The following is a 15,113-nucleotide window of genomic DNA, read 5'->3' as shown; positions in this document are numbered from 1 at the left end:
CCTGTCAGTCCGAGAGACCGAGGGCCTTCTCGAGGACGGGCCACGAATCCTTGAGGTCGTCCTGCCAGTAACCCCACGAGTGGGTGCCGGAGTCGCGGAAGTTGTAGGTGGCGGGGATGCCCAGCTGGTCGAGGCGGCCACGGAGGTTGTGCGTGCAGTAGTTGGTCGCAGCCTCGATGACACCGCCGACGACGATCTGGTTGGCGAGCACGTCGACCTCACCGTCGATCTGCGGGCCGTTCAGGGTGTCGTGGACACCCGGCAGTCCGGTGCCGTTGGAGATGTACAGATCGAGCCCGCGCAGCTCCTCGGCGTGCACGTAGGGGTCGTTCTCGACCCAGGCCGGATCATCGAGCTCGCCCCACATGTTGCGGGTGTCGCCGCCACCCCAGGTCTCGACGACGAGCTTGACGAACTGCTGACCGATCGGGTCGGAGGTCTGCGCGCATCCGCTGTAGGCCGCGACGCCCTGGTACAGGCCGGGGGCAGCGATGGGCAGCTGCAGGACGGACGTACCCGAGGACGACAGACCGGCGATCGCGTTGACGCCGTTGGTGCCGAGCGCGGCGTCGATCAGCGGCGGGATCTCCTTCGTCAGGAAGGTCTCCCACTTGTTGACGCCGAGCTCCGGGTCCTCGTTCTTCCAGTCGGTGTAGTAGCTCCACTTGCCGCCGACCGGCGAGACGACGTTGACGTTCTTGTCCTTGAAGAACTCGATCGCGTCGGTACGGAAGCGCCAGGTCGCGCTGTCCTCGCCGCCGCCGGCGCCGTTGAGGAGGTACAGCGTCGGGCGCGGTTCGCTCGTGTCGGCCGGACGCCAGACGTCGAGCAGGATCTCCTTGTCCATCGAAGCGGAGTACACGTAGACCAGCAGCTGCTGCTCGCCGTAGTTCTCGATACGAGTGATCTTCGAGCCGTTCTCGCTGGTCACCGACTCGATCGGCTGAAGCGTGTCCGCGACCGGGTCCGCCCCGGCGGTCACGCCGCCGAAGAACAACGGCAGGGCGACGACCGCCGCGGAGACCGCAGCGAACCTCACCTTCCGAGCTCGCGTCCTCGACTGGACAACCTTCATTCCGACAACCTCCTCAGACCCGCTTCCGGGCGTGGGCTACAGACCTCGGGCGGGGCCGAGGCGCGCCGTCCGGCGCAGCACAACGTGTATCGACGAATCGTTCGTGCACATTACCGCGACCGACGGTCTCCTCCACTTTCGGCGACCACCCGTGTGGCGGCGTCGAGCGCCGGCGCGATGATCTCGATGGCGGACGGCTCCATCATCTCGCCGTGCGCACCCGGCACGAACCGGGTCCGGATACGGCCCGACACGAACGGTCGCCACAGATCTGCGGCGTCCGCCTCCGTCGGGTGCTCCTCCGTCGCACTGAAGAACTCCATGTCGCCGGCGAACACCTCAGGGTCGTGACCGTTGATCAGTTCGGGCGAGGTCACGGCCGCGGAGAACAGGCCCTGCACCCGCTCCACGTCGAGGTCGATCAACCCGTCCGGCACGGCCCGGACCAGCGCTTCCGCAGCTTCCTGCGGAAGACCGCCGTCGAGTGCGGTGGTGTCCACAAAGACCCCGAAGGCACGCAGGTTCTCCGCGAGTTCGGTCGCGAACCGGTCGGTGTCGATCCGCGGGATGCTGTCGATGAGGGCGAGGCCCTCGACCTGCAGTCCGCGTGCCTGCAACTCGACCGCGACGGCGTGCGCGAGCACACCGCCGAGCGACCATCCGATGAGGCGGTATCGGCCGCCGGGTGCGGCGGCGACGATCTCGTCCGTGTACCTCCGCGCGAGATCGGCGAGCGAGGACGCGACGAAGCCGGGTTCGCGCAGAGCCGGCGTCTGTACGCCGTACACCGCGCTGCTCGTCGCGAGTCGCGCTGCCAGAGGCGCATACGGCCAGGCCAGTCCGATCATCGGGTGGAAGCAGAAGACCGGTGTCGTCGCATCGCCCGGACGCAGCGTGACGAGCACGTCCGACGCCGCGTTCGCGGTCCCTGCGGAATCGACGTCCGCTCCGTCCACGGCTGCGGCGAGCCGCGACGCGAGCGCCGCGACAGTCGGCGTCTCCAGCAGCCACGGGACGCGGACCTGCAGTCCGGTCTCGTCGCGCAGCCGCGCGACCACCTGGGTGGCCACGAGGGAGTTGCCGCCGAGGTCGAAGAAGTCGTCGTCGAGACCGACCTGCTCGGCGTCGAGGGCGTCGGCGTACACCCGCGCGACGACCTCCTCGAGGTGGGTGCGCGGAGCGCGGTACGGGCGGGTCCGTGTCTCCGGTTCCGGCAACGCCGCGCGGTCGAGCTTGCCGACGTGCGTCAGCGGCACGGCGTCGAGCACGACGATGTCGTCGGGAACCATGTGCTGCGGCAACGCTCGGGCAGCCGCGCGGAGCAGATCGTCCGTGTCGACGACGTGGCCGGCCGTCGCGGTCACGTACGAGACGAGCCGGACACTGCCGGTGTCGTACCGGCGGGCGACGGTGACGGCGAAGTCCACGCTCGGATCGTGTCGCAGGACGGCGTCGATCTCGTCGAGTTCGATGCGGAAGCCGCGCACCTTCACCTGGAAGTCCGACCGACCCACGTAGGCGATCTTCCCGTCGTCGGTCCACCGGACCACGTCGCCGGTGCGGTAGAGGCGTCCACCGGATCCGAACGGATCGGCGACGAAGCGCTCCGCCGTGAGACCGGGCCTGCGGTGGTATCCGCGTGCGATCTGCACTCCCGACATGTACAGCTCGCCGGGCACACCGACCGGCACCGGCCGCAGGCGCCTGTCGAGCACGAGCGCGCGGACACCTCGGATCGGTCCTCCGATCGTGATCGGGTCCCCGGGCGCCAACGGTTCGCTGATCGTGGTCACGATCGTGGTCTCCGTCGGACCGTAGACGTTGTGGAACGCCCGTCCGGGCGCCCAGCGCGCGACCAGTTCCGGCGGCACGGCCTCGCCGCCGGCGGCGAGCACCCGGAGCCCGTCGAGTCCCTCCGGATCGAGGGTGGCGACCGCCGCGGAGGTGATGAACGCGTGCGTCACGCGCTCGGAGCGGATCAGCTCGGCGAGTTCGCTGCCTCCGTAGATACCCGGGGACGCGACGACGAGGGTGCCGCCTCCGCCCACGGCGAGGAGCAGTTCGAGCATGGAGGCGTCGAAACTCGGCGACGCGAAGTGCAGCGCCCGGGTGTCGGCATCCAGTCCATAGTGTTCACGCTGCGCCGCAGTGAAATTCGCCAATCCGGAGTTCGACACCACGACGCCCTTCGGAAGGCCCGTGGACCCCGAGGTGTAGATGACGTAGGCGGTGTTGTCCGCTCGGACCGGACGGACCCTCTCGTGCGCGGCGAACGGTTCGTCGGACAGGGCCTCCAGCTCGGTGAGCGTCGCGGGGTCGGTCAGGTCGACCCACTGCACGTCGCCGGGCAGCCGCTCCCGCTCGGCCGAGACGGTGAGGCCGAGGACGGCCCCCGAGTCGGAAAGCATGTGGGCGACACGGTCGGCCGGATAGTTCGGATCGACCGGCACGTAGGCGGCTCCGGCGCGGGCGACCGCCCACACGGCGGTGATCGAGTCGAACGACCGCGTCAGTCCGAGCGCGACCACATCCTCCGTCCCGATGCCCCGGCCGACGAGCAGCCTCGCCAGTCGCGACGACCGGGCGTCGAGTTCGGCGTAGGTCAGCGAGCGTCCGTCGTGGACGACCGCGACGCCGTCGGGGTTGCGGACGGCGGTCTCCGCGAGCAGATCACCGAGCGGCACCGCGGGCAGTGCGGGTCCGCCCCACCGGTCGGCGAGGTCCTCGATCTCGGCCGCGTCGAGATACGGCAGCGAGTCCACCGAGGCGTCGGGATCGGCGACGAGCGCATCGAGGATACGGACGTACCTGGCGGCCAGCGTCGCCACGTCCTCCGCGGCCAGGATGTCGCTGCGGTACTTGAACGCGAGCGTCAACGCCTCCTCGGAGGTGACGACGGCCGTGAGCGGATAGTGCGTCGCGTCCCGGGCGTTGACACCGGCGACGACGAGTCCGTCGATCGATCCCGCGGCTTCGATTCCGCTGCGGTCGACCGGATAGGACTCGTACACGAGCAGCGTGTCGAACAACGCTCCCGTACCGGCACGCTGCTGGATCTCGGCGAGCCCGACGTGATGGTGATCGAGCAGTTCGGCCTGCTCGCCCTGGATGCGGCGGAGCAGATCGTGCCCGGTCTCGCCGGCGCCGAGGCGCACCCGCACCGGGAGGGTGTTGATGAACAGTCCCACCATCGCCTCGACGCCGGGAAGGTCCGCGGGCCGGCCCGACACGGTGGTGCCGAACACGACGTCGTCGCGGTCGGTCGTGCGGGCCAGGAGGACGGCCCAGGCGCCCTGCAGCACGGTGTTGACCGTGACGCCGAGCCGCGTGGCCGTGGCCGCGAGGAGATCGGACCGTTCACGACCGAGGTCGATCCGGTGCTCGTCCGGGGTACCGCCCGTGCCGTCGGTGTTGCCCCCGGCCAGCAGGGTGGGCTCCTCGATCCCGTCGAGCGAGCGCATCCACGCGTCGACAGAGGCCTCGTGGTCGCGACGCGCGAGCCACTCGAGATACGCCCGGTAGGACGGTGCCCGGCCGAGGACGCCCGCATCACCGCGGGTCGCGTAGAGCACCAGCAGGTCCTTCATCAACAGCGGCATCGACCAGCCGTCGAGCAGGATGTGGTGACTCGTGACGGCGAGGGTCCAACTGTCGTCACCCGTGCGGACGAGGACGAAGCGGATCAGCGGCGGCTCGGCCATGTCGAACGCGACGGCCTGTTCCGCTCGCAGCACATCGGCGAGTACTGCGGAGTCCTCGCCCCGGATGTCGACCTCGCGCCACGGCAGGGTGACCTCGTCGACGACGACCTGGACGGGGATGCCCGATTCGCTCGCGACGAATGCCGTGCGGAGGTTCGGGTAGCGCCCCAGCAGCGCCTCAGCCGCCGTGCGCAGCCGCTGCGCGTCGACCACTCCTGCGAGGTGCACGAGCACCTGCGTGCTGTAGGCATCGGAGTGCCCCTCCGCCAGGAGTGCGTGGTAGAGCAGGCCGGCCTGGAGCGGAGCGAGCGGCCAGGCGTCCGCCGCGCCGCGGTACCGCGACTCCCACAGGTCGATGTCGCGTTGGGTGACGTCGACCAGCGACAGGTCGGACGGGGTCCGTCCCCCGGCCTCCGGGCGCGTGGCGTGCGCCGCGAGGGCTTCGAGTGCACGCACCCAGCGCTGTGCGAGGTCCTCGACGTCGGCGCGGTCGAGCAGACCGGACGCGTAGCCGAAGTTCGCTCCGAGTTCGCCTCCGAGGACGACGGCGTTGATGTCGACGGCGGCGAGGGCCGGGGCGTCGGGATCATCGGTTCCGGACAGGTCCCCGAGGTCGCCGGCGGGCAGCCACCCGAGTTCCGGCCCCCGGTCGGTCGAGACCTCACCGGCGTCGAGCCGGCCGAGATAGTTGAAGCTGATCTGCCCGGCGGGCGTCGCGGCGAGACGAGCGGACGTCTCGGGGTTGCAGTACCGGAGCAGGCCGTAGCCGATGCCCTTGTCGGGGACGCGGCGGAGATCCTCCTTGACCGCCTTCAGTGCCGCACCCGCGCTCGCACCACCGGCCGCGGCGTCGTCGAGGTCGACGTCGGTCAGGTCGAGCCGCACGGGGAACATCGTCGTGAACCAGCCGACGGTGCGCGAGAGGTCCGAGCCCGGTACGACGTCCTCCTCGCGGCCGTGGCCCTCGAGACGGATCAGTGCCGATCGCACGTCCGTACCCCGCGCCCGCCGCCACTCGGCCAGGGCCAGTGCGAGACCCGTGAGCAGCACGTCGTTGACCGAGCCGTGGTAGAGCTCGGGAAGGGTGGTCAGCAACGTCTCGGTGGTCGCCGCGTCGACCCGGACCGGCACCTTCACGACCGTCGACGCCAGGTCGACCGACGGGTCGAACGGGCGGTCGCCGAGCAGCGGGTCGGGTCCGTCGAGAACGGATGTCCACAACGGCAGTTCCGTCACGCGTCCGGCGGCACCGTCGACGAGGGCGTGCGCCCAGGTGCGGAACGACGTGCCGACGGGCTGGAGGGCGGGCTGCTGCCCGTGATCGATCTGGGCCCACGCGGTGACGAAGTCGGGCACCAGGATCCGCCACGACACCCCGTCGACGACGAGGTGGTGCGCCACCACGATCAGCCGTCCGGTCCGTGTCGCCCCGGCAGCGGGGTCGAGCCAGACGAACTGCGTGACGATGCCCTGCGACGGAGCGAGACGCCCCTCGGCGGCGTCGAGTTCGCGCGCGGCGATCTCGACCCACTGGTCGTCGCCGGCATCCGCGGGAACCTCGACGCGCGTCACGAGCGCATCGACGTCGACACTTCCCGGCACGGAGGTCGACAGCACCCACTCACCGGAACCGTTGTTCCGCAAGCACGCCCGGAGCATGTCGTGCCGGTCCACCACGGCGGCGATCGTCGCCACCACGTCGCTGCGTCCGATACCGGCGGGCAGTTCGAGTGCGATGGTCTGCGTGTAGCGATCGAAACCGCCGCCACGCTCGACCATGTACCGCACGATCGGGGTGAGCGGGATCTCGCCGACGCCGCCGCCCTCGAGTTCGCGCAGCACCGGTTCGGATCCCGTTCCGGCGCGCGCCACTTCGGCGAGACCGGCCACCGTGCGCTGCTCGAACACCTCGCGCGGGGTGAACACGACACCCCGCGCCTTCGCGCGGGACACCAGCTGGATCGACACGATGCTGTCGCCACCGAGGGCGAAGAACGAGTCGTCGATCCCGACCCGTTCGAGACCGAGCACGTCGGCGAAGACCTCGGCGATGGTCTCCTCCGTGGGTGTTCGCGGCGCTCGGAACTCGCGGTCGCTGGTGAACACCGGCGCGGGCAGCGACCTGCGGTCGAGCTTGCCGTTCGGGGTCAGCGGCAACTCGTCGAGCACGAGCACCGCATCGGGAACCATGTAACCGGTGAGGAATTCACCCACCCGTTCGAGCACCTCGGACGGGGCGACCGTGTGCCCGGCCCGCGGCACGACGTAACCGACGAGCTTGTCCCCCGTGTGCTCGTCCGACCACACGGACGCGACGGCGTGCGCGACACCCTCCACACCGGTCAGTGCCGCCTCGATCTCGCCGAGTTCGATGCGGAAGCCGCGCAGCTGCACCTGCAGGTCGCTGCGACCGGCGTATTCGAGCTGCCCGTGCGCGTTCCATCGGGCGACGTCACCGGTGCGGTACATGCGCGAGCCCGGCGCACCGTAGGGATCGGCGACGAACCGCCCGGAGGTCAGCTCGGCACGACCGAGATAGCCGCGTGCGAGCTGGCCACCGCGGACGTAGATCTCGCCGGGCACGCCCACCGGGACGGGCTGCAGACGGGCGTCGAGCACGTAGATGCCGAGGCCGGGGATCGCGCGACCGACGGCGCTCGCCTGGTTGTCGACGTCTGCAGCGGACAGTTCGAGATGCGAGACGTGCACGGTGGTCTCGGTGATGCCGTACATGTTGACCAGGCGCGGCGCTTGCCCTGAATCCCCGTGCCGCTGATACCAACCGGCCAGACGACGCAGATCCAGTGCCTCGCCACCGAACACGACGTACCGCAGCGAGAGCGGTTGCACGTCCGGATCCTGCTCGGCCACGACGGCGTCCGCCTCGGCGAGCTGGTAGAAGGCCGACGGGGTCTGGTTGAGCACCGTGACCTTCTCGCGCCGCAGGAGGGCGTGGAAGTCCTCCGGGGAGCGGGAGGTGTGGTAGTCGACGACCACGAGGCGACCGCCGTGGAGCAGCGGGCCCCACAGTTCCCACACGGAGAAGTCGAAGGCGTACGAGTGGAACAGGGTCCACACGTCGTCGGCGTCGAATCCGAATGCGGGCGCGGTGTTCTCGAAGAGTTCGAGCACCGTGCGGTGCGGGATCTGCACGCCTTTGGGCCGGCCCGTGGAGCCGGAGGTGTAGATGACGTAGGCGAGGTGGTCGCTGCGCAGCGGCATCGCACGCTCGTCGTCGGAAAGCGGATCGGCCGATCGCGTCGACAGGTCGAGCCGTTCGAGGTCGATCACCGGGACGTCGGTGGCGGGCAGCACGTCCGGCTCCCCCGCCACGAGCACGCACACCGGCGCCGCGTCCTCGAGCATGAAGGTCAGACGCTCGGCCGGGTAGGTGAGGTCGATCGGCAGATAGCCACCGCCGGCCTGTTGCACCGCGAGCAGCGCGACGACGAGTTCCTCCGTGCGCGGCAACGCGACTCCGACGAGGGCGTCGGGACGGACACCGCGGTCGACGAGTTCGCGCGCGAGGCGGTTGACCCGCGCGGACAGTTCGGCGTAGGTGAGCTGCCGGTCGCCGAAGGTCACGGCGACCGAATCCGGGTGCGCCTCGGCGGCCTCGCGGAAGCGGTCCACGAGCGTGACGTCGGGGACTCGGGTACCGGGCTCGTTCCACGCCTCGAGCACCTCGGTGCGTTCGGCCGGGTCGAGCAGCGGGACGTCGCCGATCACGGACTCGGGATCGGTCGCCACCGCGGCGAGCATGCGACCGAGACGGTCGCCGAAGCTGCGTATCGTCGCCTCGTCGAACAGGTCGACGGCGTAGGTCAGCACGACGTCGAGGCCGCCGGGAGCGCCGTCCGCGTCGAACCGCTCGACGACGGTGACCTGCAGGTCGAACTTGGCGTGGGCGACCGGGACGTCGAAACCTTCGACGGCCAGGCCCGGCAGTTCGAAGCGGGACTGCCCGAGATTCTGGAAGGTCAGAGCGATCTGGAACAACGGGTGGCGCGCCTGCGACCGTTCCGGGTCGAGGACCTCCACGAGCCGTTCGAACGGCAGGTCGGCGTGCCCGAACGCCCCGAGGTCGCTCTCGCGCACCCGTCCGAGGAGGTCGGCGAAGGTGTCGGAGGGGCGCACCTCGCTGCGCAGCACGAGCGTGTTGACGAACATGCCGATCATGTCGTCGAGCAGCTGCTCACCGCGTCCGGCGATGGGGGCGCCGATCACGATGTCCTCGGTGCCCGACAGCCGCGCGAGGACGGCCGCCAGGGCGCTGTGGAAGACCATGAACAGCGACGCGCCGCGCTCGCGCGCGAGACGATCGAGTGCCGCGTGCGTCCGCGCGTCGATCTCCACGGCGGTGTTCGCACCCCTGCCCGAGGCGACCGCGGGCCGCGGACGGTCGGCGGGCAGGTCGATCTGCTCCGGGATGCCCTTCAGGGCGTGACGCCAGTAGGCGAGCTGGCGGGCGATGGGGGACTCCGGGTCGTCCTCGGAGCCGAGCACCTCCCGCTGCCACAGGGTGTAGTCGGCGTACTGGACGGGAAGCGGCGCCCAGTTCGGCTGCAGCCCTTCGGTTCTGGCGCTGTATGCGACCATGACGTCGCGGGCGAGCGGGCCCATCGAGAAACCGTCACCGCTGATGTGGTGGAGCACCACGACGAGCACGTGGTCGTCGTCGGCGAGACGCAGCAGCCGGATCCGCAGCGGGACCTCCGCCGTGACGTCGAAACCGGCATCGAGGATCGCGGCGACCTCGTCCAGGATGTCGGCAGGATCGACCTCGGACGGTTCGATGTCGGGAACGACGGACGCCGCCGGGAGGACGACCTGGTGGGCGATGCCGTCGGTCTCCGGGTAGACGGTCCGCAGGGACTCGTGCCGCAGCACCACGTCGCCGACGGCACCGCGCAGGGCGTCGAGATCCAGCGATCCGCGCAGCCGGATCACGAGCGGCAGGTTGTTCACCGCCGAATCCGGTTCGAACCGGTTGAGGAACCACATCCGCTGCTGCGCCAGCGAGAGCGGCACGTGGTCGGGCCGGGTGCGTGCCGTGAGCGGGACGGCTGCGGCACCGGCCGTCGACGACTCGATGTGGGCGGCGAGGGATTCGACGACGGGGTGTTCGAAGAGCGACCGCACCGCGACGCGCATGCCGAGTGCGGCCCCGAGTCGCGCAGCGACCTGCGTGGCGACGAGCGAGTTGCCGCCGAGGTCGAAGAAGTGGTCGTCGCGTCCGACCCGGTCGACGCCGAGGACGTCGGCGTAGACGTTCGCGACGATCTCCTCGATCGGGGTGCGGGGAGCGCGGAATTCGCGGACCTCGAAGACGGGTTCCGGTAGGGCCTTGCGATCGAGCTTACCGCTGGTGTTGAGCGGGAACGCGTCGAGCACGACGACCGCCGACGGCACCATGTACGACGGCAGGACGCTGCGCACCGCGTCGAGCAGCACCGCCTTGTCGACGGTGTGCTCGGGTGCCGGCACGACGTAGGCGACCAGCTGCTCACCGGTCGGTGTCGGCACGACGAGCGCGACGGCCTGGCTCACCTCGGCGCAGCCGAGCAGCGCCGTCTCGATCTCGCCGAGTTCGATGCGCTGACCGCGGAACTTGACCTGGAAGTCGGTGCGTCCGAGATAGTCCAGGACGAGGGCACCGTCGGCGGTGCGGCGCCACCGCACGAGGTCGCCGGTGCGGTACATCCTGCTTCCCCGCACCCCGAGGGGGCTCGCGACGAACCGGTCGGACGTGAGGTCGGGGCGCTTCTCGTAGCCGCGCGCGAGTTGCACGCCGCCGAGATACAGCTCGCCCGGCGTTCCCACGGGGGTGGGACGCAGACGCGAATCCAGCACGTACACCTGCACGTTCGCTTCGGGAACACCGATCGGCACGGAATGGTCGCCGTCCTCGGCGGGCCAGTAGGTCGCCGAGACCGCGGCCTCGGTGGGGCCGTAGAGGTTGTGGACCGCCGCGTCACCGAGACGCCGGAAGGCCGTCACGGTCTCCGGCGGCAGGGCCTCGCCGATGACGAAGACGTGGCGCAGGCCGGCGCAGCTGCCCGCCGGGGCGTGGGCGGCGAAGACGGTGAGCATGGACGGGACGAAGTCCGTGAGCGTGACGCCGTACCGGACGATCGCGTCGGCCACGTAGGCCGGGTCGCGGTGACCGTCGTGGGTCGCGACGACGAGCGTTCCGCCGGTGCACAGCGGCAGGAAGTAGCCCCACAGCGACACGTCGAAGGTCGTGGCGGTCTTCTGCAGGTACACGTCGTCGGCCGAGATGTCGTACTCCGCGGCCATCCACTCGAGCTGGTTGACGATCGCCTCGTGCGGGACGGACACACCCTTCGGACGTCCGGTGGATCCGGACGTGAAGATCACGTAGGCCGGCGAGGCCGGCCGGACGGCGCCCCGCAGTTCGTCCTCGCGCACCGGCTCTGTTGACAGTTCGGGCAGATCAGGGTCGTCGACGAGGATCACCTCGACGCCGGCGGGAAGGTCGTCGGCGTCGGCGGTAACAAGGTCGCCGACGTCGGCGGTAACAAGGTCGCCGGCGTCGGCGGTGGTGCTCAGTACGCACACCGGTCGTGCGGTGTCGAGGATATGACCGATCCGGTCGGCCGGGTGGTCGGGGTCGAGCGGCACGTAGGCGCCACCCGCCGTGACGACGGCGTACATGGCGACGACCAGGTCGATCGAACGCCGGATGCCCAGTGCGACGAGCGATTCGGGTCCGACACCCCCCGAGATCAGGTGACGGGCGAGTCGGTTGACCAGCGCATCGAACTCCGCGTAGGTGAGCGCGTCGTCGCCGAAGACGACCGCGGTGGCGTCCGGGGTCGAGGCGACCTGCGCACGGTAGCGCGAGAGCAGGGTCTGCGCGGCCACCGGACGTTCGGTGGCGTTCACCTCGACGGTGAGCGTCTGCCGCTCCGGCGCGGCCAGCAGGTCGACGTCACCGACAACCGTGTCGACGTCGCCGGTGAGCGCTTCGAGAACCGTCACGAGGCGGACGGCGAGCGACCGCACCGTCGCCTCGTCGAAAAGGTCCGTGGCGTACGTGAACTGGGCGCCCATACCGGCCGGCCGTCCCTCGACCTCCCGCGGTCCGACGGTGAGCTGCAGGTCGAACTTGGCGATGCTGCCACCGAGATCCACCGGCTCGACGTCCAGTCCGGGCAGGGCGAGTTCGGGTTGTTCCATGTTCTGGAAGAACAGGGCCACCTGGAAGAGCGGATGGTGACCGGCGGAACGAACGGGGTCGAGGACCTCCACGAGCCGCTCGAACGGCAGGTCGGCGTGGGCGAACGCGTCGATGTCCGAGGCGCGGACCTCGCGCAGGACGTCGGCGAACGTCCGATCGGGCGTGACGGTGGTCCGCAGCACGAGCGTGTTGACGAACATGCCGATCAGATCGTCGAGCGCCTGCTCGCCGCGGCCCGCGACCGGGGTGCCGATCGCGATGTCGCTCGCACCCGAGATCCGGGACAGCAGAACGGCGAAGGCGGCGTGGACGACCATGAACGGCGAACATCCTGCCGCCCGGCCGAGTTCGACGACGGCCTCGTGCAGGGCCGGGTCGATCTCGAACTCGACGGTGGCACCGCGACCCGACGCCTCGACCGGACGGGGCCGGTCGGTGGGCAGTTCGAGACGATCCGGCAGATCGGCGAGAACTGAAGTCCAGTAGGCGATCTCCTTCGAGATCGTCGACTCCGGATCGTCCTCGTCGCCGAGGACCGCGCGCTGCCACAGGGTGTAGTCCGCGTACTGCACGGCCAGCGGTTCCCAACCGGGCGCCGTGCCCGACGTGCGGGCGAAGTAGGCGGTGACGAGATCGCGCACGAACGGCTCGATGGACGTGCCGTCGGCGGCGATGTGGTGGACGACGATGATCAGGACGTGCTCGTCCTGCGCCGTGGTGACGCCGGCGGCGTCGCGCGAGATGCGGAGCAGTTCGAGGCGCAGCGGGACCTCGGCGGTGACGTCGAAGCCGGTCGTCACCGCGCGCACCACCCGGCCGTGCACCTCGGCCTCCGTGACGTCCTCGGCCCGCAGCGTCGGTGTCGCTTCAGAGGCGGGCAGGATCAGCTGACTGCCCACCCCGTCGTGGTCCGGATAGACGGTGCGGAGCGTCTCGTGACGTTCGACGAGGTCGGCGACCGCGGCGCCGAGCGCTTCGGTGTCGAGTGTCCCGCGCAGACGCAGTGCGACGGGGATGTTGTTCGCGGCCGAGGCGGTGTCGAATCTGCTCAGGAACCACATGCGCTGCTGCGCGAGCGAGAGGGGGATCGTCTCGGGGCGCGGACCGGCCACGAGGGGGATCCGGTCGTCACCGGTGAGGGGTTCGACCAGGGCCGCGAGCTGCGCAACCGTCGAACCCTCGAAGAGCAGGCGTGCAGGCACCCGCACGCCGAGGCGCTCGCTCAACCGCGCCGCCACCCGCGTGGCGACCAGCGAGTTGCCGCCGAGATCGAAGAAGTCGTCGTCGAGACCGACCCGCGTGGAGTCGAGTCCCAGCACGTCGGCGAACACTGCGGCGATCGCGAGCTCGGTGCCGGTCTCCGGGGCCCGGAACTCGGTGACGATCGGTCCCGGATCGGGCAGCGCGTCGCGGTCGAGCTTGCCGGTGGGCGAGAGGGGGATCTCGTCGATCGGCACGATCGCCGAGGGCACCATGTGGGCCGGGAGGCGCTCCGCAGCGAGGGCCGACAGTTCCTGCGGGTCGACCGTCGCGCCGGGCGCGGCGTGCACGTACGCGACCAGCTGGGTCTGCCCGGACGGGCCCGTCCGCGCGAGCGTCGCCGCGAAGTCCACTGCTGGCGCGGACGCCAGCACGGCGTCGATCTCGCCGAGTTCGATGCGGAAGCCGCGGACCTTGACCTGGAAGTCGTTCCGGCCGATGTAGACGATGGGTGATGCGGCGTCGCGGGGTCCGCGGACGAGGTCGCCGGAACGGTACATGCGCGCGCCGCCGGGGGCCGCGACGAACCGGGCGGCGGTCAGCTCCGGTCGTCGGTGGTATCCGCGGGCCACGCCCGGGCCCGACAGGTAGAGCTCGCCCGTCACTCCGGCCGGAACGGCGTGCAGTCGCGTGTCCAGCACGTGCGCGGTGGTGTTCCTGATGGGCGCACCGATCGTGATCTGGTCATCCGGAGCCAGCGGGTCCGAGATGTTCGTCATGATGGTCGTCTCGGTCGGACCGTAGCCGTTGAAGAATCGTCGGCCCGGAGCCCACCGCTCCACCAGATCCGGAGGGCACGCTTCACCGCCGACAACGATGCAGTCGAGCACCTCCAGGCCCGTCGGGTCGACCGAGGCCAGCGCGGCCGGCGTGACGAAGGCGTGCGTGACGCCCTGTCGCACAACGAGTTCAGCGAACTCCTCGCCGCCGTACACGGAGGTCGGGGCGATCACCATCGTCGACGAGGCGCCGATCGCCAGCAGCAGTTCGAGGATCGAGGCGTCGAAGCTCGGGGACGCGAAGTGCAGCGTGCGCGAGTCGGAGGTCAGGGCGTACCGCTCCACCTGCTCGGTGCAGAAGTTCCCCAGACCCGAATGGGTCACGACGACGCCCTTCGGCCGTCCCGTCGACCCCGAGGTGTAGATGATGTATGCCGTGTTCTCGACCCGCAGCGTCCGTACCCGTTCGTCGAACGAGACGGGCTCGGACGGAAGAGCCGCGAGTTGCTGCGCGATCGCGGGGTCGTCGAGTGCGATCCATCGGGTCGTGGAGGGCAGGGCGGGTTCGTTCTCGGCGAGGGTCAGGCCGAGTGCCGCGCCGGAGTCGACCGTCATGTGCTCGACGCGGTCGGCGGGATAGTTCGGGTCGACGGGCACGAAGGCGGCACCGGTCTTCGCGACCGCCCAGGTAGCGAGCACCGAGTCGATCGACCGGGCGATCGCGAGCGCGACGACGTCCTCGGGACCGACACCGAGGCCGATGAGATACCGCGCGAGACGCGACGACGCCTCGTCGAGCTCGGCGTAGGTGAGCGAACGGTCGTCCTCGACCACTGCGGTCGCGGAGGGGTCGCGTTCGACGGCAGCGGTGATCAGCTGGGGAAGCAGCGCGGCCCTGGCTCCGCGACGCTCGGGACGCCTGCGTGGCCGCCGCCGCTCGGTTGCCGCAGGGCGGGCATCGCCGGAGGCTTCGATACGAGCACCGCCGGTGGCTCCACCGTTCCCCTCGGCCCCCTGCTCGCCGACCTTACGCAAGGCTTCACTCACCACTGGTCCCGATCCCTCGTACGTCCCGTTCCGGCCGCGGCCACCCGGTTGTTACCGGGCAGTCATGTGCCCATTAGAGCATCGGCGGCCGGAGAGCCATGTTACGG

The 15,113-nt window shown here is 70.2% G+C and carries 2 protein-coding genes; both read right to left on the bottom strand.

Features of this window, described 5'->3' with window-relative positions:
- Positions 1-4: 4 nt before the first annotated feature.
- On the bottom strand, positions 5-1,075 hold the full coding sequence (locus B9C99_RS08890; RefSeq protein WP_172414901.1) for an alpha/beta hydrolase family protein: 1,071 nt from the start codon (positions 1,073-1,075) through the stop codon (positions 5-7).
- 110 nt (positions 1,076-1,185) lie between these two features.
- A complete protein-coding gene (locus B9C99_RS08885) occupies positions 1,186-15,006 on the bottom strand; it encodes a non-ribosomal peptide synthetase (protein ID WP_253250016.1) in 13,821 nt (4,606 codons plus the stop codon).
- Positions 15,007-15,113 lie beyond the last annotated feature (107 nt).

The organism is Rhodococcus sp. BUPNP1 (assembly GCF_002215235.1).
Lineage (GTDB): Bacteria > Actinomycetota > Actinomycetes > Mycobacteriales > Mycobacteriaceae > Rhodococcus.
Note: the sequence above shows the minus strand (reverse complement) of the source record. Positions and strands in the feature narration are given on the sequence as shown.